The sequence below is a fragment of the Paenibacillus sp. J22P218 genome (assembly GCF_056269195.1).
In genome coordinates this window covers 13,264-37,970 of the sequence record NZ_JBWDNL010000009.1, presented here as the reverse complement: position 1 = coordinate 37,970, position 24,707 = coordinate 13,264, and the positions used below count along the sequence as shown (strand labels likewise).

Annotated in this window: 27 protein-coding genes; 23 read left to right on the top strand and 4 right to left on the bottom strand. The window is 52.0% G+C overall.

Features of this window, described 5'->3' with window-relative positions:
* Positions 1-42: 42 nt before the first annotated feature.
* From AC0YN0_RS28675 to AC0YN0_RS28660, 4 genes are all read right to left on the bottom strand, one after another.
* The gene (locus tag AC0YN0_RS28675) at positions 43-558 is read right to left on the bottom strand and encodes a DinB family protein (protein ID WP_475824359.1); all 516 of its coding nucleotides are present in this window, start codon (positions 556-558) and stop codon (positions 43-45) included.
* Between the two features lie 112 nt (positions 559-670).
* Entirely contained in the window at positions 671-1,351 is a 681-nt protein-coding gene (locus AC0YN0_RS28670) for a PspA/IM30 family protein (protein ID WP_475824358.1), read from the bottom strand.
* Between the two features lie 33 nt (positions 1,352-1,384).
* The gene (locus AC0YN0_RS28665) at positions 1,385-1,597 is read right to left on the bottom strand and encodes a PspC domain-containing protein (RefSeq protein WP_442050808.1); all 213 of its coding nucleotides are present in this window, start codon (positions 1,595-1,597) and stop codon (positions 1,385-1,387) included.
* Between the two features lie 138 nt (positions 1,598-1,735).
* Complete coding sequence (locus AC0YN0_RS28660; protein ID WP_475824357.1) at positions 1,736-2,947, bottom strand: MFS transporter; 1,212 nt, start codon at positions 2,945-2,947, stop codon at positions 1,736-1,738.
* A gap of 124 nt (positions 2,948-3,071) precedes the next feature.
* Between AC0YN0_RS28660 and AC0YN0_RS28655 the strand changes: the two genes are divergently transcribed.
* From AC0YN0_RS28655 to AC0YN0_RS28545, 23 genes are all read left to right on the top strand, one after another.
* On the top strand, positions 3,072-3,875 hold the full coding sequence (locus tag AC0YN0_RS28655; protein ID WP_475824356.1) for a helix-turn-helix domain-containing protein: 804 nt from the start codon (positions 3,072-3,074) through the stop codon (positions 3,873-3,875).
* 18 nt (positions 3,876-3,893) lie between these two features.
* Positions 3,894-6,398, top strand: a complete 2,505-nt coding sequence (locus AC0YN0_RS28650; RefSeq protein ID WP_475824355.1) for a GH39 family glycosyl hydrolase — start codon at positions 3,894-3,896, stop codon at positions 6,396-6,398.
* A gap of 202 nt (positions 6,399-6,600) precedes the next feature.
* Positions 6,601-7,839, top strand: a complete 1,239-nt coding sequence (locus tag AC0YN0_RS28645) for a PTS sugar transporter subunit IIC (protein ID WP_475824354.1) — start codon at positions 6,601-6,603, stop codon at positions 7,837-7,839.
* A 34-nt stretch (positions 7,840-7,873) separates the two neighbouring features.
* Positions 7,874-10,150: a beta-glucosidase gene (locus AC0YN0_RS28640; RefSeq protein ID WP_475824353.1), complete on the top strand. Its 2,277-nt coding sequence runs from the start codon at positions 7,874-7,876 to the stop codon at positions 10,148-10,150.
* Positions 10,151-10,326: 176 nt separating this feature from the next.
* Entirely contained in the window at positions 10,327-11,571 is a 1,245-nt protein-coding gene (locus AC0YN0_RS28635; RefSeq protein ID WP_475824352.1) for a LolA family protein, read from the top strand.
* Positions 11,572-11,720: 149 nt separating this feature from the next.
* On the top strand, positions 11,721-12,908 hold the full coding sequence (alr, locus tag AC0YN0_RS28630) for an alanine racemase (protein ID WP_475824351.1): 1,188 nt from the start codon (positions 11,721-11,723) through the stop codon (positions 12,906-12,908).
* A 220-nt stretch (positions 12,909-13,128) separates the two neighbouring features.
* Entirely contained in the window at positions 13,129-13,410 is a 282-nt protein-coding gene (locus AC0YN0_RS28625; RefSeq protein WP_028609437.1) for a CopG family ribbon-helix-helix protein, read from the top strand.
* A 3-nt stretch (positions 13,411-13,413) separates the two neighbouring features.
* Positions 13,414-13,764, top strand: coding sequence for a type II toxin-antitoxin system PemK/MazF family toxin (locus AC0YN0_RS28620; RefSeq protein ID WP_337100886.1), 351 nt, complete (start codon positions 13,414-13,416; stop codon positions 13,762-13,764).
* A gap of 258 nt (positions 13,765-14,022) precedes the next feature.
* Entirely contained in the window at positions 14,023-14,751 is a 729-nt protein-coding gene (locus tag AC0YN0_RS28615; RefSeq protein WP_475824350.1) for an SAF domain-containing protein, read from the top strand.
* Positions 14,748-15,596, top strand: coding sequence for a CpaE/TadZ family protein (locus AC0YN0_RS28610; protein WP_475824349.1), 849 nt, complete (start codon positions 14,748-14,750; stop codon positions 15,594-15,596). The genes AC0YN0_RS28615 and AC0YN0_RS28610 overlap by 4 nt, the downstream gene beginning before the upstream one ends.
* Positions 15,551-16,966 (top strand): ATPase, T2SS/T4P/T4SS family, encoded by a 1,416-nt coding sequence (locus AC0YN0_RS28605; RefSeq protein ID WP_475824348.1) that lies wholly within the window; start codon positions 15,551-15,553, stop codon positions 16,964-16,966. The genes AC0YN0_RS28610 and AC0YN0_RS28605 overlap by 46 nt, the downstream gene beginning before the upstream one ends.
* Positions 16,959-17,894: a hypothetical protein gene (locus AC0YN0_RS28600; RefSeq protein ID WP_475824347.1), complete on the top strand. Its 936-nt coding sequence runs from the start codon at positions 16,959-16,961 to the stop codon at positions 17,892-17,894. Before AC0YN0_RS28605 ends, AC0YN0_RS28600 begins: the two co-directional genes overlap by 8 nt.
* A gap of 22 nt (positions 17,895-17,916) precedes the next feature.
* Entirely contained in the window at positions 17,917-18,810 is an 894-nt protein-coding gene (locus AC0YN0_RS28595) for a hypothetical protein (protein ID WP_475824346.1), read from the top strand.
* A 48-nt stretch (positions 18,811-18,858) separates the two neighbouring features.
* Positions 18,859-19,008 (top strand): hypothetical protein, encoded by a 150-nt coding sequence (locus AC0YN0_RS28590; RefSeq protein WP_307207455.1) that lies wholly within the window; start codon positions 18,859-18,861, stop codon positions 19,006-19,008.
* Positions 19,009-19,057: 49 nt separating this feature from the next.
* Positions 19,058-19,204 (top strand): hypothetical protein, encoded by a 147-nt coding sequence (locus tag AC0YN0_RS28585; RefSeq protein WP_337100880.1) that lies wholly within the window; start codon positions 19,058-19,060, stop codon positions 19,202-19,204.
* On the top strand, positions 19,201-19,626 hold the full coding sequence (locus AC0YN0_RS28580; protein ID WP_475824345.1) for a hypothetical protein: 426 nt from the start codon (positions 19,201-19,203) through the stop codon (positions 19,624-19,626). The genes AC0YN0_RS28585 and AC0YN0_RS28580 overlap by 4 nt, the downstream gene beginning before the upstream one ends.
* A 41-nt stretch (positions 19,627-19,667) precedes the next feature.
* A complete protein-coding gene (locus AC0YN0_RS28575; protein ID WP_475824344.1) occupies positions 19,668-20,153 on the top strand; it encodes a hypothetical protein in 486 nt (161 codons plus the stop codon).
* A gap of 65 nt (positions 20,154-20,218) precedes the next feature.
* Positions 20,219-21,448 (top strand): M24 family metallopeptidase, encoded by a 1,230-nt coding sequence (locus tag AC0YN0_RS28570; protein ID WP_475824343.1) that lies wholly within the window; start codon positions 20,219-20,221, stop codon positions 21,446-21,448.
* Between the two features lie 17 nt (positions 21,449-21,465).
* Entirely contained in the window at positions 21,466-21,945 is a 480-nt protein-coding gene (locus AC0YN0_RS28565; protein ID WP_475824342.1) for a PH domain-containing protein, read from the top strand.
* Complete coding sequence (locus AC0YN0_RS28560) at positions 21,938-23,491, top strand: PH domain-containing protein (RefSeq protein WP_475824341.1); 1,554 nt, start codon at positions 21,938-21,940, stop codon at positions 23,489-23,491. The genes AC0YN0_RS28565 and AC0YN0_RS28560 overlap by 8 nt, the downstream gene beginning before the upstream one ends.
* A gap of 124 nt (positions 23,492-23,615) precedes the next feature.
* Complete coding sequence (gene sigY / locus AC0YN0_RS28555; protein ID WP_475824340.1) at positions 23,616-24,146, top strand: RNA polymerase sigma factor SigY; 531 nt, start codon at positions 23,616-23,618, stop codon at positions 24,144-24,146.
* Positions 24,136-24,483, top strand: coding sequence for a YxlC family protein (locus tag AC0YN0_RS28550; protein ID WP_475824339.1), 348 nt, complete (start codon positions 24,136-24,138; stop codon positions 24,481-24,483). The genes sigY and AC0YN0_RS28550 overlap by 11 nt, the downstream gene beginning before the upstream one ends.
* Positions 24,471-24,689 (top strand): sigmaY antisigma factor component, encoded by a 219-nt coding sequence (locus AC0YN0_RS28545; protein ID WP_442050826.1) that lies wholly within the window; start codon positions 24,471-24,473, stop codon positions 24,687-24,689. The genes AC0YN0_RS28550 and AC0YN0_RS28545 overlap by 13 nt, the downstream gene beginning before the upstream one ends.
* The last annotated feature ends 18 nt before the right edge of the window (positions 24,690-24,707 follow it).

The following is a 24,707-nucleotide window of genomic DNA, read 5'->3' as shown; positions in this document are numbered from 1 at the left end:
AGCGTTCACGCGACTGGGGCTTGCTTTGTTATAGTGGAGGAGCTAGACGTTGTATCTCTCGCGGATAATATTCATATGATGCAGCTCATGGCCGGCGATAACATACGCAAGCGCATTGACAGACATCTCATGGTTATTGACGATACCGCGTCTTGCAGGTGCGGTGATCGGCAATGTGCGAAGCAGAGACAAGGTTGAACGGCGAATGCTTGTATAGCGCTCGAGCAGTTCTTCGTTCGATAGGGTGTCGAAGGACGCGGGCTCTATATAATCATCCTGTTCGAAACCGGGCAGTGCCGTCCGGTCGCCTCTGGCAATGCGAAGCAGTCGATAGCTCATAATGGCTTCCGTGTCGGCGATATGCCCGAGCACTTCCTTCAAGCTCCACTTGTCCGCAGCATAGCGGTATAAGGCTTGCTGCTCGTTCAGTGAAGAGAAGTAGTTGACCGTATCGGCTTGCTGACGGTCTAGCAGCTCAATAATGTTGCCTTCGGACACAATACTTATGTATTGATTTTGGTAAGGGATGTATTCTTCGCTTGCGGGACGCGTGAACATGATGGAACCATCCTTTCGGTAATGGGATTATAAGCTAGTATAATAGATAAACCGCCTTGCCGAAAGCAAGACGGTTTCTTGAAGGTAAGCCGTATCGGTTATCGAATAGAACTTAGCCGGCAGTCACGGATTTCTTCTCCAGCAGACGCTTCAGTTCTTCATCGACCTTCGCATTGCGCAGCTCGTTCTGTTGCTCGAATGCATGGTTTTGCGTGATTGACGACGATGGGTAATTGCTCTTGGACAGCTCTCGCTGCGCTTCCCACTCCATTACCTTTTGTTCGATTCGTTCGAACCCTCTCGATGCTTCGCTGCCTTGGAGCGACTGCGATGATGGTCCGCCGGCAACACCGTCGCTTTGTCTAACGCGGGCAATCAGCTCCGTACGCTTGCTTTGCAGGCGCGTCTTCTCTTCTTTTAAAGTCTCGATGCGCATCGCAAGCTCGGCAGCGGCATTGGTTGCAATTTGCAGCAAGCGCGTTTTCTCTTCCACTTGCTCCATGTACAGCAGCTTCGCCTCGAGAGCGAGCCTAGCATCCGCTTCACGTTGTTCCGAAGCCGCTTGAATCGCTTTGCCCTCGTAATAAGCAACTTGCTCATTGAGCTCTGCAAGCTTCGCTTGAAGCATACGGGCTTGTGCTTGCTGCTGCGGCAAAGCGCGCTCAGCCCCCGCAATTTCCTCGTCCAAGTCACGCAAATAATGATTCAGCATCATAACCGGATTTTCCATCTTGTCCAACATCTCATTGGCCGCAGCCTTCGTCATATTAACTACACGTTGCAATATTCCCATCTTCATCAGCTCTCCCTTTATGATCCGTTAATTTTAGTAGTGATCCACAAATCTGAAATCTTGGTTTGCTTTTGGAACAACCAGCGTGGCGATTAAGTAGATGACAGCCACTGCTCCGAAGCTGAAGAACGATGCGATCACGACTAATAGTCGTACAATTGTAGGGTCAATGCCCATCCACTCGCCAATTCCTCCGCAAAGTCCCGATAGTTTGCTGTCCGTTGTTGAACGAAACAGTTTTTTCATGGTTAACCATTCCTTTCTGCCTCTCAGCTATACCTTTATTGTAAAGAGCCGAGGAAGCTTTCGTAACAGTCCACGGTCGGTTTTGGGAACTGGGCTTAAGGCGGGGAGGAGATGCGACGTCTGACGGGGGAAGCTTGTTCAGGAGCTTCTCTGCATAAGGACAGAATCCTTAGGCAGGAGCAGCGCCAGCAACCCAAGCAGAGGGAGGAAGGCACATGCTTTGATGATCTGCTCTACGCCGTAGGCGTCGATCATGGAGCCCATAACGACGGAGCCTAGTCCTCCTAGTCCGAACGATACGCCGAAGAATAAGCCAGCAATCGTCCCGACATGCCCAGGCAGCATTTCTTGCGCATACACGATAATGACGGAGAAGCCCGACATGAGAATGAGCCCGATTGCAAGGCACAGCAGGACTGCGCCGGTTGGACTAGCATAAGGCAGCAGAAGGGAGAACGGCGCGGTGCCAAGAATGGAAAACCAAATCACCTTCTGACGACCGAACCGATCAGCCAAAGGGCCGCCTAGGAAGGTGCCAGCCATGCCCGCGAATTGAAGGGCGAACAAGCACATTTGGGCGCTTTTTAAGCTCAGGTCGTATTTCTCCATATAATAAAAGGAATAGTATCCGCTCATGCTTGCAAGATAGACGAATTTGGAAAACAACATGAGAACGAGAATCGACATGACATACAGAATAAACGGCTTGCTGAATGTAGATTTGGCTGCAGCCTTCGCTTTGGCTTTCGGAGCGGTGGAACGGATCTGCAACCGATACCATTTGCTGATTCGCGTTTGCAGTACGATTCCAATGACGGCAAGCAAGGTAAACCATAAAAACCCGTATTGCCCTTGAGGGCTAATGATATAAGCTACCATTAGAGGCGCTAGGGCTTGTCCTGTATTTCCTCCCACCTGGAAGATCGATTGTGCAATGCCCTTGCCTTTGCCCGCAGCAAGATGAGCAACGCGCGACGACTCGGGATGGAGAACAGAGGAGCCGATGCCGATAAATACGGATGCAAGCAGCAGGTAAGCAAGCGAAGGAGCGAGCGCGAATCCGATCATGCCCAGCAGCGTAAATACCATGCCCAGCGGCAATAGACTTGGCATGGGTCTCCGATCGGTGTAATATCCGATTAGAGGCTGCAGCACCGAGGCCGATATATTCAGCGCGAACGCGACCCAGCCAATCTCGGCGAAGCTGAGATGAAGCTTTTGCTGAAATAACGGGAATACGGCAGGTACGACAGATTGCATCACATCGTTTAACAGATGCGCAGCGCTTACGCCGAGTAGAATCGTAAATGCTGTGTTTGTGCTTGCGGCGACAGCAACTCTTTGTGACATTTAAGAACATCCTCTCTAAATAAATGATTCTCTAATACTACAGCCAAGCGTGCTTTCGCGTCGTTGCGATAGTTGCTGGACTTTGAGCACGATTTGCTATAACGATAGAAATAGGTGATAGACGATGCAGATCCAATTAACGCTGCCGCAGGTTGAGATCGTTCAAATCGTGAACCGGTTCGAAAATATACTTCATTCTCATGAAGGACATTTTCAAATGACGATTCCGACGCACGGAACCTGCTATTTTACGCACGAGAACAAGCAGATAGCGCTAACGCCAGGGGAAGCGTTGCTGCTTCATCCTAGTGATCGCCACTGCTTCCATATGGGAGATGACGCGGGTGTCATTATCGCAATTGCGCGAGGCGATCGATTTCATGTCGCTCCCCCTGGTGAGCGGGACGAGGCCGCACTGCGCAAGTGGATCGAACCCGGTATCGTCAAAGCTTATTTTCGAAGATGGATGGATTTGGCCTTTGAGCATCCAAACGTAGAGCTGTTAGCGGCGCAAGAATCGGAAACGCGTATTTTGGACGATTTGCAGCAGCTTATGTGGGGGGCCGATGAACGGCGCCTGGTGGAAGAAGAGAAGCTTCGGCTAAACCCTGCTGACAGGCATTTGCTGCAGGCGATGGAGTATATTCGGGCCCATTATACGGAAGCTATTAAGATCGACGACGCGGCAGCCATAGCGCTGCAGAGCAGGTTTCATTTTATACGCTCTTTTAAGGCGGCAACCGGTTATTCGCCTTATCAATTCGTGCTTCATCTTCGGGTAGAGGAAGCGAAGCGGCTCCTTCAGCGTACGTCGCACTCCGTCACGGAAATCAGCTTCATGTTGGGCTTCTCTACGCCGAGCCAGTTCTACCGGGTATTCGAGAAGTCGGTTAGCGCGACGCCGGAGGGGTATCGCAACGGAGGTTAAGAAGGAGGGGACTGCGCCATGCGTTACCACTACGAAATTATCGAACATCAGGACGACCTGCCGATTCGGCTGTTCGTCAACAGCGTTGCGCATATCCCGTTTCATTGGCATAAGGAAATCGAAATCATATACGTGCTGCAAGGAGTCGTATCCGTTCATGTCGACCAGAAGCAATACGAGCTTGGGCAGGACGGCATTATTGCAATCAACAGCATGTCGGTCCATCAGATCGAGCGGACGAGGGAGGACAATGTCCTTCTGACCCTGCAGTTCCATCCCGAGCTGCTGGGCGAAGGCGTCAGGCTGGATTGCGTATCCGAGGAAGCGGGCGAGAGAAACAGCGAAGCGTACGACCGGATTCGCCGCGAGCTGGCGAGATTGGCCTGGGAGTCCAGCAAGAAGGGAACGGGCTATCGCAGCTTCTCGATGGGAAGCCTTCAGTGCATCGCAGGTTACCTGCTGCGCTACTTCTCCCAAAGCGGCGACAGCGCACAAGACACGGAGAGCAAAGCTTACGATTACAAAAGGCTTAGCCGCGTTCTGCAATACGTAGACCGCCACTACAGCCAGAAGATCACACTCCAAACGATGGCCGATTTGGAGCATTTAAGCCTGCATTATTTCTCCCATTTCTTCAGCGACAAAATCGGCGTGCCATTTCAAAAATATTTGACCTCCGTCCGTCTTGAGAAAGCCGCCGCCGCCCTAGCGGAAACCGGGGGCAGCATGACACAGATCGCTCTCGATTGCGGTTTCGCCAACGTAAAGCTATTCAATAAATATTTCAAGGAAAAGTACGGCTGCACGCCAAGCAGCTTCAGGGAAGCCGCCGCAATTCCGAAGCAGGCAACGGGAGACCGGAAGCCACTGACATACGACGAGTCACCGAGCGGCGACTATTACGAGACTGACACGATAAAAGCAATGGAGTCGCTTTACCACTATTTAGGCAAAGCGGATCAGGGGATTCCGGATGCCGGCGCGTCGTTGGTTACGGCGTCGCGGGACCCGATCTTCATAACGGTCGAGTGCTCGGACCAAGGCAAGCCGTATGAGCCTCATTGGAATAAAGTGACGACGGCCGGCAGAGCCGTGGAAGGCCTTCGTTCCGATTGGCGGGAACAGTTCGCCGCTCTGCAGCGAAAGCTGAGGTTCGGGCATATCCGTTTTCACGGTATTTTTAACGACGAAATGATGGTGTACCAGGAGGATCGGGAAGGCGCGCCAATCTATAACTGGGCTTATGTGGACAAGCTGTACGATTTTCTGCTTGAAGCGGGTATCCGGCCATTCGTGGAACTAGGATTCATGCCGAGTGCGCTCCGCCGCTCGAAGGAAACGATCTTCCTGTGGAAGGGCAATATATCGCCCCCCGCGGATCAACAAAAGTGGAACGGGCTGGTGCGTGCGTTCGTCGCCCATTGCGCGAACCGGTATGGAATCGAAGAAGTGCGAAGGTGGTATTTTGAGGTGTGGAACGAGCCTGACCTTTCCGGCGTATGTTGGGCGGGGACGCGCGAGGAATATTTCGCGTTTTACGAGGCTACGGCGCATACGGTGAAGGAGGTGGACGCGAAGCTTAAGGTAGGCGGCCCCGCGCTCGGCTACGGCTCCTTGTGGAACGATGACTGGGCGGAGGCGTTTATGGCTTATTGCCGAGAGAAGGAAGCGCCGCTTGATTTCTTTTCCTTTCACGTCTATTCGGAATACCCGCTGCGCAAGGATGAAACAGATAATCTGACGAGGATTATGCCGCCGACTTATTATTTGGATACGGTACGCAAGCTTCGATCGAAGATCGGCACGGACGATCTTAAAGAGCTTGGGCTTTATATGACGGAATGGAATTTTTCGTTGTACGACCGCAATCTGATTCACGATACGATGTTTATGGCGCCGTTCGTCGTTCATCAGGCGCTGGAGACGATCGGCACGATGAACGCGATCGCGTTCTGGTCATTCACGGACGTATTCGAGGAAAGCGTTATTCCGCCATCTCCATTCTATGGAGGTTTTGGCTTGATTAACCGGGATGGCTTGAAGAAGCCGGCCTATTACGCATTCGAGCTGCTTGGGAATCTAGGGAATAGGATCGTAGCCAAAGGCGAGGGGTACGTGGCAACCCGGGATGAGGGGGGAGGACTCCAACTGCTTGTCTACCATTACGTCCATGTCGACAAGCTGTTCGCAAGCGGCGACCGATCCGGCCTAAGCGAGCTTAACCGATATTCCGTATTCGAGGAAAAGGGGACCGCATTTTTCCGAGCAGGCCTGGAGGGACTAAACGGACACTATAAAGTAACGACCTATCGCCTGGACCGGGATCACGGCTCCGTCTTCGACGAATGGCTGCGGCTCGGCGCTCCCTACCATTTGACAGAACAGGAGATGAACTATCTGCGCGGCAGAAGCGGCCCGGAGATCAGGACGGAGCTGATCGAAGCTGATGGCCGTTACGAGTTGGAATGCGGGCTTCCTCCTCACGGCGTAGCACTGTATACGTTTGAGCGCATATTCTCGTAAAGTAAGAGCACCCCTGACGGATAGGGGTGTTTTTTGCTGTATAGGCATCGGCAGGGCAGGTCAATCTATTGCTGATCAAGGCAACATGGCAAAAAAGAAACCCGACAAGGGCAAATAACGACAAGAAAGCGCTTACTAATCGCGACTATACTGATAAAGCATCAGGTTATGACACATCAAAAAGCATGGGGGGAATAAACGAATGGATCGTCTGATGAAATGGATGACGGAAAAGTTCGCTCCGCGTCTGGAGGTCGTCACCAAAAACGTTTGGGTGGATTCCATCCAAGAAGCGATCATGGTGACGCTGCCGATGATTTTTATCGGCTCGTTGATTACGCTGGTTTCGATTTTGAAGGATTATGTGCCCGGCATGCCGGATTTATCGCCGATTACGACGTTCAGCTTTGGGCTTCTCGGCATCTTTATTTCGTTTTTGACGCCGTATATGGTCATGCAGAAGAAGGAGCGCCATAAGATCAAGCTTATTTCGGGGTTTGCTGGCTTGTCGCTCTTTCTGATGCTGCTGGGTCCAACGTTCGGCGAAGACGGAACCGTGCAGTTCGTGCTGGAGCGCTTCGGCCCTACGGGCATGATCGCGGCGTTGCTTGTCGGCGTCGTTGTAGCGGTAGTCATGAACGCTTTCAATCGCTTTTCCTTGTTCAGCAAGGATACGAAGCTGCCGGAATTCATCGTCGACTGGTTTGACTTCCTGGTGCCGATCGCCCTTATCCTATCTGGAGGATGGGTGCTGATTTATCAGCTGCATTTTGACATTTTCGCTTTGATCATTAACGTATTTGAGCCGCTTAACGCAATTAGCCAAACGTTGATCGGGTTTGTTTTGTTCAATTTCGTTGGCGTGCTGCTGTATTCCTTCGGCGTCAGTCCGTGGGTGATGGTCCCTATCTTCTATGCGATCTGGTTTCCCGCTATCGAGGAGAACGCGGCTCTTGTGGCCAAAGGGCTCGATCCGATCAACATCAATACGTTCGAGACGTTTTTCTCCGGTTGGGTTGGGGTCGGCGGGCTTGGCGGAACATTGCCTCTCGTTATTTTGTTCCTGTTCGCCAAGTCGAAGAAGCTCAGCTCCATCGGCAAAGCGACGGTTGTGCCTTCGCTTTTCAACATTAATGAACCGGTCATCTACGGCGCGCCGATCGCTTTTAATCCGCTTTTAATGGTGCCGATGTGGATCAATGGCATCGTGGTGCCTATTATCGTGTATCTCGCGTTGGATTTTGGTCTAGTCGACATACCAAGTCAGTTGTTCCAGTTGTGGTATACGCCGATCGGAATCTCGACTTACATCGTCTCCGGGCTGAATGGCTTGATTTTGCTAGCTGCCGTGCTGGCTGTGATGTTCATCGTATGGTATCCGTTCTACAAAGCTTATGACTTGCAGGAGCTCAAAAAAGAGGCGGCGGATTCCAAAGCGTAAAAGCCTCGCATAAAGGAAGAGGAGTGGGAGAGAAATGAAACTTACGACGGAGCAATTGCTGAAAGAGATGACGCTGGAGGAGAAGGCGAGCCTCTGTGCCGGACTGAACATGTGGATGACGAAAGGAGTCGACCGTTTGGACGTGCCTCCGATCCATATGTACGATGGCACCAACGGCATCCGCAAAACGAACAGCGACGAAGAAATGGGGATCACGGGCGAAAATATGCCTGCCACCTGTTATCCTACCGGTTCGGCTATCGGTTCTTCCTGGAACACGGAGCTGCTTCGGGAAATCGGCGTCGCGCTTGGCGAAGAAGGAAAGACGATGGGCGTGGAGCTTCTGCTCGGGCCTGGCATCAACATGAAGCGCACGCCTCTCGGCGGACGCAACTTCGAATATTATTCGGAGGATCCGTGCCTTTCGGGCGAGCTTGGGGCGGCTTTCGTGAACGGCCTGCAGAGCCGCGGTGTCGGCGCATCGGTGAAGCATTTCGCCTGCAACAACCAGGAGTACGAAAAGATGGTCACAAGCTCGGAGGTCGACGAGCGGACGCTGCGGGAAATTTATTTGAGCGCGTTCGAAAGAATCGTCAAGAAAGCGGACCCGTGGACGATCATGTGCTCCTACAATTTGCTCAACGGCACTTACGCGAGCGAAAACGAGCACCTACTCGGCGATATTTTGCGTGAGGAGTGGGGATATGACGGCGTCGTGCTGTCCGATTGGACGGCGGTGAACGATCGGATCCGAGGTTTGAGCGCCGGTCTCGACCTGGAGATGCCGGGGCCGGCCGAATACAACGCGAAGGCGATCGCGGAAGCCGTACGCCGCGGCACGCTGCCGGAAGCGAAGCTTGACGCGTCCGTGCGACGCATTCTGGAGCTTGTCCGGAAGACGACGAAGGAAAGCTCGGAGACGGCATCGCTTGCGACAATCGACTACCACGAGCTGGCACGGAAAGCTGCTGCTGAAAGCATTGTACTGCTTAAGAACGACAACCGCATCCTGCCGATCGATAAGGGAAGCATCTCCTCAATCGCCGTTATTGGCCGGTTCGCGAAGCAGCCTCGCATTCAAGGAGCAGGCAGCGCGAAGGTGACGCCGACGCGCGTAGACGTACCGCTTGATGAACTGCGCAATCTGGCAGGAAGCGGCATGTCGATCGTTTACTCTGACGGGTATCCGCTTGACGACTCGCTCGACGATTCTCTTATTGAGGAGAGCGCGAGGCTGGCCGCGGCGGCCGACATCGCCGTGTTGTTCGTCGGGCAGCCGGAATATGCCGAATCGGAGATGCACGACCTTGCCGGCATCGACCTGCCGGCTCATCAGACGAAGCTCATCGAAGCGGTCGCTGCTGTTCAGCCGCGTTGCATCGTCGTGACGAGCAGCGGAACCGCGCTCGCGATGCGTCCTTGGGTTCAGCATGTGCCAGGCGTGCTCCACTCCTGGCTTAGCGGTCAGGGAGGCGGCCGGGCGATCGCGGAAATCCTGTTCGGACTTGCAAATCCCTCAGGAAAGCTGTCCGAGACGTTTCCCGTCAAGCTGTCCGATAACCCGTCCTACATGCGTATTCGCGGGGAGAACGGCAAGCTGCACTACCGCGAAGGCTTGTTCGTCGGTTACCGATATTACGACAAGAAGGAGCTTGCACCTCAATTTCCGTTCGGGCACGGACTATCCTACACAACGTTCGCGTACGCCGATATGAAGGCAGTACAGACAGACTACGGTGTTACGGTAACGCTTAGCATCACAAACACGGGAGATAGGAGAGGACAAGAAGTCGTGCAGCTATACGTCCATGACGAGGAATGCAAGTGGATCAGACCCGACCAGGAGCTCAAAGCTTTCGAGAAGGTCGAGCTTGCTCCCGGCGAGACGAAGGAAGTCCGTTTTGACCTCGAAGAACGCGATTTTGCCTACTACAATACGAAGTGGGGAAGATGGGTCGCCGAGACCGGCTATTTCCAGCTCGCGGCAGGAGGTTCATCGCGAGACATCCGTCTACGGGCCAGACAGCACTACAACTTCGGAGTAGAAGAAATATCGCTTCATAAGTTCAGTTTGCTAAACGATTGGCTCAGCGATTCGGATGCCCGCGATATGCTGGAATCCCGATTGAACGACATGAACGCGCAGGTCATCGACAAGGTTGAGCTGGGCGAAGAGTTTATCGGCTTCTGGGGCGATTTTCCCGTGATCAAGATTTTTCAAATGTTCGGTCAAACGTGGCTGAAGGATAACACGCCGGACGAAGTGACGGAATCGCTGATCCGCGATTTTGAGCGGAAGCGCCGGGAATAAAGGAATGCGCAGCGCCTTGCTGATAAGGTGCTGCGTATTTTTATTGTTGGACGCTGCGTCCCGTACTTCATGCCTTTTAGCGGCAAGGCAGCTTGTCAAACTAGTCCGCATAATTGGTCAAGTCCCCTCATATGATTGGTATCAGTTATAAAACATTGTGCAGAGGGGATGATTTCATGCGTCGCATTGCATGGACCGCGGCAATCTTGTTATGTTTCTCATTAATAGCAGCCGCTTGCGGTACGAAGGACGCCGAGTCCGTGATTAAGGATCTCGACAAAGTAGTCAACAGTATGGAGAGCTATCAAGGAAGCGGGACGATGACGCTGAATACGAGTCAACAGCCGCTCACGTACAAGGTGGAGGTATCTTATCAGAAGCCAAGCTATTACCGGATTAAGCTGACGAATGAGGAAAAGGATATTACCCAAATTGTGCTTCGCAACGATGACGGCGTATTCGTATTAACGCCTAAGCTCAATAAAGTATTCCGCTTCCAAAGCGATTGGCCGCAAAATCAAGGCCAAGTGTACTTATATCAAACGCTCGTTCAAAGCATTCTCGTGGACGGCCAGCGTGAATTCGCGGTCGAAGAAAATGATTATGTGTTCGATGTGATGGCCAACTACAATAACGGTTCGCTTGCCCGCCAAAAAATTTGGCTGAACAAATCGAACTATCGTCCGTCGAAGGTAGAAGTCAGCGACACGAATGCAGCTGTCATGGTCGAAGTGAAGTTCGATTCCTTCGAGTTCGGACAGAAGTTCGATAAGAGCGTGTTCGAGACGGAAGCCAACATGAACGCAGCACCATCGAGCCAAAGCAGCGATGAACCGACAGTCGCGATTCCTGAGCAGGATGACGATAACGCATCGGCTGAGAATAGCGGCGACGATGCGGCGGTTCAAGAGGATGATGCATCCGCTGAAGGCGACCAAGCAACGGAAGGCGACAAGTCGCCGGACAATAGCGCCGTTGGCGGCGAGCAAGAAGGATCGGGCAATAACGGCGATCCGGATGCGGTAAATGAGGACAATGAAGAAACATCGGCTGGAACGGAAAATGATGCGAACGCGCCATTCGTTGCAATGGGACCGTCTTACACGCCTGAAGGCGCGACCTGGCAAGACATGATTGATATCGTGTTCGGCGGCAACCCTGGCGTCATGAACCGTTACTCGGGCGAATACAGCTACACGCTAATTCAGACGCAACCGAAGGATATGGCAACCTCGCTTGTCGCCGGCGATATGGTTGATCTAGGCTTCACGATCGGCGAATTGACAAACGCCGCGGATAATGATCAGAAGACACTGACGTGGACGTACGAAGGCAGTCAATTCCGTCTTACAAGCGCGAATCTGCCGCAAACCGAGATGATTAAGATTGCTCAATCCGTGCAAGGCGAGATCGATAAGTAATAGAAGCAGCTTACCGTAATTTCCAAGACGTTCTAGTGGAATCTGGATGCCATTTCATTGACAGTCTTAGCAGCAACGTTTAACATTATTTCTATTGATGTTTGCTGCTCGGACTGTTGTGGTTGTCAGATGAGGAGAAGGTGAACGACTTGGAATCGTTTTATCGCCCGACGAGGGTAGAAATAAATTTAGATGCGTTGAATCATAATTTGCAGGCGTTCAGGCAAGCGATGCCGGCGGATTGCCGGCTTATGGCATCGGTGAAAGCCAATGCATATGGACATGGAGCCGTTGAAATTGCAAGGGAAGCGGAGCGTGCCGGGGTTGATTACTTGGGCGTCGCCTTCCTTGACGAAGCGCTTCAATTGCGTAATGCCGGCATTCGAACGCCAATTCTGGTGCTCGGCTTTGTTCCTGCGGATGGGCTGCAGGCAGCTAGAGATAATGATGTGACGATTAGCTTGTTCAGAGACGATATCATTGAAGCGGCAGCCAAGCTTCCAGGAGATCGCGAAGGTCGCAAGCTGAAGGTTCATATTAAAATCGACTCAGGCATGGGAAGACTCGGTATCGTAGGCGCTAAGGCTGCGGAAGCTTTTATCAGGAAGGCGCTTAACGTGGAGCAGCTAGAGGTGGAAGGGATGTTCACTCACTTTGCCCGCGCTGACGAAGCTGACAAAAGTTACACGAAGCTGCAGCATGATCGTTTTAGTGAGGTTGCGGAGTTCGTCCGCCGCGAGAAGCTGCCTATCCCTATTATCCATGCAGCGAATAGCGCTGCTGGCATCGACACGCCCGAATGGGCGGGCGGGATGCTAAGGCTCGGCATTAGCATGTATGGCTTATATCCTTCTGCAGAGGTGAATAACCAGCGAATTGCACTTGAGCCAGTCCTGTCGCTGAAGACCGGAGTTTCGATGGTGAAGAAGGCGCCTGAAGGCTGGGGCATTAGCTATGGCACACGATATTTTACCTCGGGCGAGGAGCTTATCGGCACGCTGCCGATTGGTTATGCCGACGGCTTCAGCCGCATGCTGACAGGCAAGGCGTACGGTCTCGTACGCGGGGTGCGACTGCCGATTCGCGGCACGATCTGCATGGATCAATGCATGATAGCGCTTGACGGGGCACAGACGGAAGGTCAACCTGCGCCCGTTCAAGCTGGCGAAGAGGTTGTACTGATTGGTCGTCAAGGCACGTCGGTTATCACGGCCGAGGAAGTTGCGGACCAGTTAGGGACCATTAATTACGAGCTGATCTGCATGATTGCGGCACGAGTTCCACGGATTTATGTCAAGGACGGACAGGTCACGGCTATTACGAACGCACTCGCTTAAATCATTTTCCAAAAATTACATGTAGTTATTTGTGGTTGTGCAAAAGGATTTTCGCACTTTAAAGCGAATGTAGTATGACAGTTGATCTACCGGGATGATGCATGAAGACATACAGCATATTTGATATACGGCTGACATAGATATGTTTGAGTATAGTGTCGGCAATATATTGCAATAATGAGTATTAAGGTTTTGGAAAAGTTTTGGGGGTGCGAGTTCGGTGGCCAATGTGCAAAATACGAAAAGAATCATGATTAGCCTGCCCGATCATTTGCTGGAGGAGGTTGACGGAATTGTCGCCAAAGAAAATTCTAACCGCAGCGAATTTATTCGGCAGGCCATGAAGCTGTATCTCGTGGAGCGCAAAAAACGTCAAATCCGTGAGTCGATGCAGCGCGGATACATGGAGATGGCGAAAATTAACCTGAACATGGCCTCGGAAGCTTTTCAAGCGGAGGAAGAAGCCGATCATACGCTTGGCCGTCTCGTAAGCGGGGTGTAGAGCTTGATCGTAAAACGCGGAGATGTGTTTTTTGCGGATTTATCGCCCGTAGTCGGATCGGAGCAAGGCGGTGTGCGACCGGTGCTCGTTATTCAGAATGACATCGGCAACCGATTCAGCCCGACCGTTATCGTCGCGGCTATTACGGCTCAAATCCAAAAGGCGAAGCTGCCCACTCACGTCGAGATGGAGGCGGCAACGCATGGCTTTGATCGTGATTCCGTTGTTCTGCTTGAGCAGATTCGAACGATCGATAAGCAGCGTCTGACCGACAAAATAACGCATTTGGACGACGAAACGATGCGTAAAGTAGACGATGCACTGTTGATTAGTGTAGGCTTAATCGATTTTTGAAAAGTATAGGAGCAAGTCATAAATATGGTACGGAATGGCGACATTCCCCATGGTTTATGGCTTGTTTTTGTTATGTCGCAAGTCTTTATAGAAACAAATGGAAAAATAATGATAGACAAAATATTCAGTCATTTGCTATTATGAGCGTAGTTGGTTGTTGAATTCATATATGAGAGCAAGTTTTGCGAAGAACGCATGTGGTATAGCCGAAGGGCTGCCGCTGCGTTCTTTTTTTATGCGCTCGGGGGAGGAGAGGCGATGAACAGACGAAGGAATATATGGATTAGCTTGATTGCGGCGCTTTTATCGGCATCGCTCGTAGCGGGGCTGTATCAACTGCAGCGAATCCAAATGGAGAAGGAAGGAACGATTGCGGTCATTGTGCCGAGTCGCTTCATAAGCGCAGGCGAGAGACTGACGACAGATATGCTGACCTATAAGCATATTCCGGAATCAGCATGGGCGCCGAATATGATGGTTGACGCGGCAGAGGCGCAGGGCAAGGAGACGGTCATACCGCTAGGGGCGGGAGAGCCGATTCTCGATTGGAAGGTCGGCAGCTATTACTTGCAGCCGAAGCCAACGGAATCGACCTTCCAAATTCCGAAGGAGTATGTTCGTTCAATCTCGAATGGCATACGCGCGGGTGATAAGGTGCTGATCTACGCATCCGGTGAAGGAACACCATCACGAAGGCTGTTCGGCGAGAGTATAGTCGTGGCCTCCGTGAAGTCGTCTGGCAATGTCGAAATCGACAATATGGACAACCCGAATCTCATGTCGATGGCGGATGGCGATAAGGAGAAGATGTACGCTTCCAGGCGGGAAGCGAACGGGATGATCGAGTATTTGAATCTCAACATGACTGAGGAACAGTGGCTGGAGCTCGACGGGCTGTGCAAGGACGGGAAGCTGAAGGTTGTTGTTGCGTATAGTCCGGAGTCGTTGAATGTCGATGCGGTCGGCGGCGAGGGGGCTGGATCGTGAGCCGGCAAGATGCCTCGCTGGCCGCTTTCGTCGGGACAACGCCGAATATCGGTACGACTGCAGCCTCCTTTGCGACCGCCTATCGCATGGCGGGGGCAAGCAGTGATCCGATTGCCTATTTCTGCTTGAACCTGAAGAGCGCAAAGCTTCATCGTTTCCTAGGGGAGGATGAGCCCGAGGTGTCGCTCGACAAGCTCAGGCCGGAGCTCATCGCGCAAACGCTGACTCCGGACAAGCTGCGAAGAGCGGCCAGTCCGATTACGAAGCTGCCCAATCTACATGTCTTATTCGGCAACATGGTTAGGGATCAAGCGGAGTTTTTCTCACCGGAGGAAGTGAATCACTTGTTGGACGTTGCGCGCGAGACATTCGCGTACGTGATTTTGGATGTCAGCGCTTATTGGGACAATGCTGCTACGGTCTGTGCGCTGCGGATGGCAGATGTGCGGATACTTGTGACGACGCCAGCGCTTTCGCATTTTCAAGAGGACGGCAAGCGCTGGATTAATCAAGTATCGCCATTGTTCGGCGTTACACCCGATCAATATGAAACAGTTATTATACACAATTCGCATGGAAGCGGAGGTTATCGAATGAAAGAAATATGCAAGGAGCTCGGTACAACATCGCTCGGTCAGTTCAAGCTTGGAGAGTCATTGTTCAGTCAACTCGATGGCGGGCGCTATGAGGAATGGCTTCGCAGTGACGCACAAGGCAAGCAAGCAATGGACGAGCCTGCCAAACAGTTGATGCATCGGCATGGAATACACCCCGTTTTCAAGGCGGGCAGGACGCAGCCATGGCATCGCAAGCTAATGACGCATCGCAGAGGAAGCAGTTCATGACGGCCGGGCAAGGGAAGTTCTCGCCAACCGAATTCGCTGCGCAGGTTAGACCCGCCCGTATGACGGCAGACAAACCGGAGGGGATTAGTCATCATGCGGACAATGAGCCAACCGAGTTTCAGCGGCTGGCGGAAGATATACGATCGTACTTGAGCGCCCCGCAAGGATTGACGGAGTTCGAGCGCAAGCAATACACGGAGACGCTTAATCGGGCGGTGCTTGGCTTCGTTCAAGAGCGGGAGCAGGTGCTCGCGGTTATAACGGATCGCCTCATTCGGCTTCGCATTCATACGCTCGAGGATGTACAGCAGCCGTATCAGACATTGGCAGAAGCGCTGTTCGCTGAAGTAATCGGACTTAATGTGCTGGAACTGGTGCTTGCCGATAAGGAGGGGCTGGAAGAAATTCAAGTCGTGGGCAAGCGGATCTTCGAGGTGAGGGGCGGCCAGACGGCGGCTTCCGCTTATTCCTTCGAGAGCGTAAGAGACGTCGAGCGAATTCAGCAAAACTTAGTGCTGTATAACAACGACCGAATTAATCCGCGCAAGCGATGGGCGGAGGTCATGCTGCGGGACGGTTCTAGGGTAACGATGACCGGCTTCGGCTTCACCTCATCGCCAACGCTGACGATTCGTTTCTACACGGTGCGAAGCTTCAGTCTGGAAGCGCTATGCGCTCCCGCGCTGCGAACGATCAACGGGAGAATACGGAGCATGCTGCTCTCCGTATTGTCTGCGAGCTTCAATGTCGTCATTATCGGTGCGACGAACTCGGGGAAGACGAATCTGATGAAGGCACTCATTGCCGAGCTTCCAGCCGATGAACGGATTATTACAATCGAGGGCAGGCATGAAATGATGCTTGGCCGAGATTTCCCGGACAAAAATATCGTCGAGTACGAGACGGAAGAGGATGACCCGCAGCATCGGTCGGATCAAGCGTTCAAGCTTGCGCTTAGGCAGTCGCCAAGGCGGATCATCCATGCGGAAATTCGTGATTTGGATGCGAACATTTATGTGCGCGCGTGTACGAGGGGACACTCCGGCAGTATGACGACGGTCCACGCAGGTTGTCTTGAGGATGTCCCGGAGGCGATTACAGATATGTGCATGCTGGATGGACGCGGGATGAATCCCGATCGGCTTACGAAGCGGATCACGGAATACGTGACGGAGATCGGTATTGAGATGAGGCTGTGGCGAGGGCGGCGGATTGTAAGCCGAATTGGAGAGTTGTACTGGGAGGACGGAAGGACGATCGTAAGGGAGTGGGCTCTGTTCGACGAGGAGGCAGATGACTGGCGATTCCCTAGTCTCCCATCGTTAAGAGCTGCAGCGAGGCTTGCGAGATCAGGTGCTGCTTATGGCTAGTTGGTCTTCACTAGCGATGCTTCTGCTGCTGGGAGCTATCCTATTCATAGCACTGTACAGTCTACTTCAATTATGGATGAACAATCGTCATTTGCAAAATCGGCTCCGCTATAAGAATCACTCGGGCATTCGCTATCGACTAACCGAAGCGTTCAAGGGCAACGAACGGCTGTACCGTCATCTCTCCGAATTGCTTGAAGCGCTTCAACTGGGGATGAAGCCAGTAGCGCTCGCCTTTAGCTCGGTATTAATGCTGTTAGTCGGATTAGCCGTAGGCGGCTTGTTTTTTCAAAGCGCGAAGGGAACGGTTCTGTTCGGACTGCTCCTTGGCATGTTGCCTTATACGGTGCTGCGAGCGATGCTCGCAAATCTGCGAATGAAGACGCAGATCGATTTCTTGCCGGCGGTTGAGCTGTTCTATCAATGTTATCTCGTCACGGGCGAGCGGCAAGTCAGAATCGCATTGCAGCGGGCTATTGAAGAGCGGCGGTTGCTCGGTCCGATGCAAGCGGTATTCGAACAATTGTATCGCAATCTATCGGTGCGGGGCGACGATGAAGCGAGCTTGCGATTATTATCGGCGTCGCTAGGCCACATATGGGCTGATTATTTCGCGAACATCCTGCGAGTTGCGATAACGGAGGGTGTCACCATTACGGATAGCTTGAAGGAGCTCATTACCGATATGCGCAAAGCAAGGCGGGCGAACGAGCAGGAGCGGAATCGTCTGCTGGAAATTCGGATTGCGAACTTCTCGCCGCTGCTTTTCCTTGCCCTCTTCATCGGCATCAATATTCGGTATAACCGGGATAATTCCTACTATTATTACATGATCGATCCCGGCGGAAGAGACATGCTGCTGAACGCAATGGTGCTTATCTTTGCATCGTTCCTAATGGGGCTTTGGTTATCGCGCAAGAAGATGTGAAGGAGGAGGAGGGGAATGTTCTATGCACCACTTTACGGCATCGTTCATTTCGATTGCTGCAACGGTCGGACAGTTTCTATTCGCGGCAATCGCTCTAGGAGCATTGCTGCAGCTGCTGCCGAGACGACAGATGCGTTGGAAGCATCTGTCGCTGCTGAGCTGGCGGACGAAGGAGGCACCGGCAAGCTGGCTGCGGTTGTTCGGAGTAGTTAGGAAAAGCGCGGCATTCACTGAACGCGAGCTGCTGCTTGGCGGCTGCGGGTATACGCTCGATGCTGCTTGGTACGTATTAGCTCGTCGAATCGGGATTGCTGCAACGGTAATTGCTGCAGCGATCATCCTCCTGATCGCCGCGGCTCTGCATATAGTGACTGCCTCGACCAGTTATTTCGTCGGTGCTCTGTTAGTTGCAGGAATGCTGCTTATGGTTGACAAGACTTGGCTCTCCTCGATACGCAAGGTGCGGGTGCTTCGAATGACCAAGGAGATCTATGCAGTGAGCAATCAACTACTGTATTTGTCAGACTCGGCGCTTCATATCCACGCCAAGCTGCTGCGATGCATTCCTTTTACAAGAGCTTTGCGTCCAGAATTGGAGCGGTTGCTCGCTGAATGGTATCACGATGCGGGCGAGGCGCTTCAGCGGTTTAAGCGGCGGCTAGGCACGGATGAAGGATTAAGCTTCGTCGAGACAATCGACGCGCTCCGCCAGCATGAGAGCAGCCAGTATTACGATATTTTGCGAGCGAGGATTGAGGATTATAAGGAGAAGCTGGAGCTTGCCAAGGAGAGTAAGAAGGAATCGACGTCGTATGTACTGTTCATCATAGCAGGTATTCCCATCTTATATACGTTTCAGGTATTTATTTATCCGTGGGTGCGTGAAGGGCAGAAACTATTTCAATCGCTGAGCTAATGTAGAAACAAATTGCGTAGCGAGTTCATGGAAGGGAGGTGTACTCACATGCGAAATATTCTAATGACTGTCATGCTGCTTGTCGTTGTTATCGTATTGTTTAACACGATCATCGCTAAGGATACAACAGGAACGAGCAGCCAAATCGAATCCCAAGGCAATGCCGCAAATACGAAGATTGGCGCGCTTGTTCCATAATGAATGTTGTCGTCGTTCAGGAGTCGGAACATGTCGGAGGTGATGAAGTATGAGGGCTATACTAATAACGACTTTGCTGCTCATTACGGTTGTGCTCTTATACACGGCAATTGCCGAAGGAGACAGCGGAATGAAGAGCCAAGTGAACGGGGCTGGAGAGGCGATTAGCGATCATATAAGGCAGATGAGCCCATGAAGCAAATCTTATTGTTCGTTCTGTTCGCGGGGCTTATATGTTGGATGATGTTCTCTCCAATCTACAAGCATGTGCTTATCGTAAGGCAAGCCGTGCTGCAGCAGGAAGTCGACTATTTGCTGGAGGTAGGAGCAAGCGGAAGCTATGGCTATATTAGCGCTGCGATGCTCGAGCAGGCGAAGTCCCGGATGGAGGCATTCGGCCTGAAGCGGGAGTCGATCCTATTCGAAGTGAAGTCGGAGAGCGGGGTTAATGCAACGAATCCCAGCGCTCCCTTGCCGAGAGGAACGGGTTTGTCGCTGACTGCCAGCTATCCGTATGAAAATTTATTTCAAATTGACAGACTGATCGGCATTTCGCCGCCGCCCGCGAACGGGAGAATGAAGGCGTTCGGCATGAAGATGAGCGAATATGTGCCTTAAGCAGGAGTATCTAAAGATAGTTCGAGGAAAGGAACAATATCGTGTACAAGTTGCTGCTAATAGTCATGATGATGTCCGTATGGGGAGCGATTCATATGTTGCAGGTGGAGGAGGAGATGGCGATGAAGACACTGTTCCTCGGCAAGCATGCGATCAATCGGGCTGCCCATGCAGCCGCGCAGCAGATTGATGAGACGGCGCTTGGCAATGGCGAGCTGCGCATTGCTCCGACGCAAGCGGCACAGGCGGCTGCTGTTTATCTGCAGCGTAATCTGCGATTGAACGAAGCGGGGGTTCCGTTGCCGGATTCGTTTCTTCGCGAGCCGCTGGAGCTTGCCGTATTCGAGATTGTCAACTCGGAAGAAACCTTTCCTTACGTCTATCGTAACGATAGCTATGACTATGAGGTAACGCTTTATAGGCCAAGCGTCGTAATCATTGCAAAAGTGGAGTACCCGAGAGCCTTTCGCATACTTGAACCGATCCAATGGTATATAAAGGGGGCAGCCGAGCTCGTAGCAGGTTGACGCAAAATTGGAAAATTGGTCTAATAAGGGGAGGGAATTCGAGTTAGGAGCTGAACACGTAACGTATGAACAACTTACATATAGCAATGGATATTCCAGCAGAGCTGGTGCGGGAGCGAATTAGGAAGCTGCAATCAGCCATGCAGGCAGGGCACGTAGATGCGTATTTGGTTACGCAAAACGTTGATATTTATTATTTGAGCGGCTCGATGCAGAACGGATATTTATTGGTTCCGTGCAGCGGCGAGCCGTCCTTCTATGTGAAGCGAAGCCTATGGCGGGCGGAGCAGGAGTCGCCGCTGCGCGTGCGGGAGCTGGGCAGCTTCAAGCAGCTGAGGGCTACTCTCGAGAAGGATTATCCTGAGCTGTTAGGCGCGGGCCAACTGCCAAAGATCGCTTGTGATCTTGACGTGTTGCCCGCTCAAACTTATTTAAAGCTAGCCGAGCTGCTAGGCGTGCCGGATCGTTGCCGTCTGATCGATGGCTCGGGGATCATTCGTACGCTCCGAATGATCAAGTCACCTTGGGAGATTAGCCGCATTGAGCGGGCAGCTTTAGCCGTATCCGAATCGCTGGAGGAAGCGCTCGGCGAGCTGAGGGAAGGCGTAATGGAGCTGGAATGGATGGCTTCGCTTGAATATAAGCTAAGGAAGCGCGGTCATATCGGGCTGATGAGAATGCGCGGCTACAATCAAGAGATTACGACCGGCATGGTTATTTCGGGGGCGGCAGCAGCTGTACCTTCTTACTTCGACGGTCCTGCCGGTGGCCTGGGGCTTGGCGCTGCCTCTCCGCAAAGCGTGAGCCGGATGGCGGTTAAGCGCAATGAACCAATACTCATCGATATTGGCTGCTGCATCGATGGTTATGTCATTGATCAGACGAGGACGGCAGTTATTGGGCAACTGAGCGAGCCGTTAATGAAGGCCTATGAATTGTCGGAACAATTGCTGCTGGAAGCGGAGAAGAGTATGATTCCGGGAGCTATATGCTCGCAGTTATATGCTGATGCGCTTACTTACGCCGAGACAGCGGGATTGGCTGATCATTTCATGGGTTATGGCGCTGATCGAGCTAAGTTTCTTGGTCATGGCATCGGTCTTGAGATCGACGAGTGGCCAGTACTAGCCAAAGGGTTTGATATACCGCTGCAAGAAGGCATGGTTATCGCCGTCGAGCCGAAGTTTACGTTGCCGGGGCTTGGCGTCGTCGGTGTAGAGAACAGCTATCTTGTAGAATCGGAAGGAGCGAGAGCCTTGACGCGTACGCAGCTGGGGCTCATCGTACTTCCTTAAGAAGAAGGAGTCTTGCTATGAACAATGAACTGACAAAGCGGCTGCATCCCGACTACATCAAGGTGTACAGAATTAGCGAAATGATAACGAATGGCGTATTTTTGCTCATCATTATTACTTATTCGTTATTAGCGTTATGGAAGGAATGGACGTTTATTCCGGTTTGGATAAGCTTAGGCCTCTTGCTTTTATCGCTTGTTCTCTTTACGTGGATTATACCGAAAGCGAAGTATGCGAGGTTTCAATATGAGCTGTTCGAGGATGAGCTGGAAATAAGATCAGGGCTTATCTTCATAAGCAATGTGCTCGTTCCGATGGTGCGGGTACAGCATGTGGAGCTGGAGAGCGGACCGCTTATGCGCAAGTTTGATCTCGCGGCTGTCTCGGTTGTTACGGCCGCGACAACGCATAAGATAAGCGGGCTGAAGCTGGAAGAAGCGCAGCAGCTTAAGCAGCGAATCGGCAAGCTGGCGAAGGTGGACGATCAGGATGAGTGAGATACAACGCCGCAAGCTGCATCCCGTATATGTGTTTTTTGCGCTTGTGAATACGATCCAAGGCTTTATTCCGCTCCTCCTGATCGCTTTGGTCAAAGGGACGGCGTGGTCGGAGCTGGACTGGTATTGGTATGCGGGAGGCGGCGCTTTGGCCGCGTTATTGCTTGTGCTTGGATATTTGGAATGGCGCAAATTCGGATTTTGGGTGGAAGCGGATCGCATCATCATTCGCAAAGGAGTTTTCTTCCGTGATGAGAAGACGATCTATTTCACCCGCATTCATTCCGTTAACGTGGAGCAGCAGCTTGTGCATCGCTTGCTTCGCGTGGCACAGGTAAAGATCGAGACGCCTGGCGGCAATAAGAAGGCGGATGGGATATTGCCTGCCCTATCGATTAGCGAAGCCAATCATATTCGGCTGGTGCTTCGCGGTCAGATTCCTGCTGCTGACACTGTTCCGCGCAATCAAGAATTGGAGGCGGATGAAGAACGGCAACTGCCGCAAGGAGAGGAAGCCGTTCAGGCTTTATCTAACAAGCTTGCTGCCCAAAAACGGAGCAGTACTCAGGTAGATCCAGAGGCAGATCGCGACGATGCAGCGTTTCGTCTTGATGCAGTCAAGCTGCTGAAGGCGGCAGCGACCTCGATGAACTTTGGTCTTGTCGCGGCATTTGCAGCGGGTCTGTATTCATTCGCCGATGATTTCGTTCAAGCGCTGCTGCCTGATCACTTCTTCGAAAATGTCGTCGAAGACTCGACGAGTCTAATGCCAGGTTACTTCTTAATCGGCGTTATCGTCCTACTGGGCATTGCTGCGGCATGGGTGCTATCCATTCTGCTCTACATATTGAAGTACAGCGGCTACACGGCTAGAAGAGTAGGCAAGGAAATATCGGTGTCTTATGGCTTGCTGGAGAAAAAGACTTTTTTATTCGATCCGAAGAAGGTGCAGGCGGTTATCGTGAAAGAAGGGCTGCTTCGCCAAGCGTTAAGCCATGCCGAGGTGAAACTTCAAATCGTATCCTCGGACAAAAACGAGCAATTGATGCTGCACCCTTACTTGTCGCGGGCAGAAATTCCGCTGCTGCTAGAAGCGTTCGTGCCGCAGATAAAGGACACTCCAAATGCGGCCTATGCCGCTGCGCCTAAGCGCGCGCTTCTCTATTATGTAAGAAGCACGCTGCTTATAACAATTGTGCTCTGTGCGGCAGCCATCGTATTGTTTAAAGCCGCTGCGCTTTGGTCGCTTATATTGCTTCCTCTCGTACTGGGCTGGCGATATGCATGCTACAAGTCGGCAGGTCTTCTCCTGGAGCATGGGCAGCTCACGTTAAGACGAAGGTTTATCGGTCGGTCAACTTATATGATACGCCGTCCGCAAATCGTTGTGATGCGCGTGAAACGCTCGCGCAGTCAGATGCGCAAACAATTGCTTACGTTGTCCGTGCAGGCGATGGGAAGTCCATTCGATTACCGGGTAGCCTGTTTGGAGCAGACTAAGGTGGAAGAAGCATGGCGTTGGTATAGTCGCAGGACATCCAAATAACAATATACGTATAACGAATAACTGCGAGGAAAAATAATCCTTCGCAGTTTTTTTCATGACGAGTGAACGAAATGGGCTGCTGAAGCGTCAAAGCTATAGATAGAGAGAAGGAGGAATCGTTGTAGTGGTTGATGAGCATGGTCTAATACTCAAAGCAGCTCGCGGCGATTCCCACGCGCTTTCGGAGTTGCTGCAGCAGCATTATTCTTTCCTATATCAATATGTGCTTAAGCTGACGATGAACAAAAGCTATGCCGAGGACGTCACGCAAGAGACGATGCTAAGAGCGATTGAGAAGATCAGTGGTTTTCAAGGAAAAGCAAAGTTCTCGACTTGGCTCATTACGATTGCATCCCGTATCTATGTCGATCGGCTTCGCAGCAAGGAGCGTGAGCGCAGATGGGTGCAAGAGGAGCAGACGCTCCGAGCGATTCGTTACGAGACGCAGACGGTGCTCGGGGATTGGCCGGAAGCGCTTGACGCTATCGGGCGTATGGCCGGAGATATACGAATAACCGTATTGCTTAAATATTATTACGGTTATGCCCAGGAGGAAATTGCAAGCATGCTCGATCTGCCAGTCGGCACAGTGAAATCAAGGCTGCATAACGGTTTGAAGCAGTTACGGAAGGAGTTGGGTGATAATGGACAATGACAATTCCAACAAAGGGTCTGACGATGAGCGCTGGTTCGATAGCCGCGTTGGAAACTCCCTTAGGCAGTTCGATGATGCGCATAAACCCTATACGCCTGAACGGTTTGAATTCGAGGCGCTAGTAGGCGCTCATAAGCAAGCCATACGCCGGAAGCAATGGAAGGAATTACTGTTGCTTTGGCTGATCGGCTGCTTCCTGTTCGGAGGCATGATGTGGGTGCTGGAGCGGGATATTGTATGGTTCGCGATTTTACAGGCCATTATTGCATGCGCCGCAGTAGGTTATGTAGCTGTCATGTTCGGCAAAAAGAAGGTGAGTCATCGATGGAACAGATGATGCTGGAGTCGGTATGGTTCTGGTTGCTCCTGCTGCTCATCCTAGGTACGCAATCAACGTGGCTGTTCCTCGATGCTCGCAAACGGGAACGTCTTCCATGGTTTTGGGCGTTGTGGGGGCTGATTCAGTTTCCGCTGCCGCTCATTTTCTATTGGATCTTTATCCGCAGCGGTTGGCTTAACCGCAGTAAAGGTAACGACGATTAAAAAATTTGGAGGTGCTTT